General features: G+C 36.2%; 2 protein-coding genes. Both read left to right on the forward strand.

Translation table 11 applies throughout. From position 1 onward, the window contains the following. The coding region (locus J7R05_RS07720; protein WP_208541816.1) for an aminotransferase class V-fold PLP-dependent enzyme at positions 1-292 on the forward strand (292 nt) is incomplete at its 5' end. Continuing rightward, positions 285-519, forward strand: a 235-nt coding sequence (locus J7R05_RS07725; protein WP_208541817.1) for an iron-sulfur cluster assembly protein, incomplete at its 3' end; no start/stop codon positions are given. The genes J7R05_RS07720 and J7R05_RS07725, both read left to right, overlap by 8 nt.

Below are 519 nucleotides of genomic sequence, written 5' to 3' on the forward strand. Positions count from 1 at the left end.
CGCGCATGAAAGACTTGAAATGATCAAATCACTGCGTATTTACGGCTGTTCTCCTCATAAAGGTGCTATTATATCTTTTGAAATAAAAGGCATTCACGCACATGATATTGCTATGTTTATTGATCGACAAGGTGTTGCTATACGCGCCGGAACGCATTGTGCACAACCTTTATTACAACATTTCGGTTTAACATCCGCTTGTCGTGCATCATTCGCCATGTATAATAATCATGAAGATATTGATCAGTTAGTGGAAGCATTAGAAAAAGCAAGGACATTTTTTAATGGCTAAATCAATTGAGGTATTTAATTCTGCTGAAACTGCTAAAAGAAAAAGCGATAAAGAAAAATCTTGTGTATCAGCAATTCCAGCAGATGAAATCGAACGTATGACGAATGATATCATTGCTGCTCTAAAAACAGTTTATGATCCGGAAATCCCTGCTGATATTTATGAGCTAGGACTGATTTATCGTATTGATATTGAAGATGATCGTTCAGTACAAATCGAAATGACAC

It is taken from the genome of Bartonella capreoli (assembly GCF_902813205.1).
Taxonomy (GTDB): domain Bacteria; phylum Pseudomonadota; class Alphaproteobacteria; order Rhizobiales; family Rhizobiaceae; genus Bartonella; species Bartonella schoenbuchensis.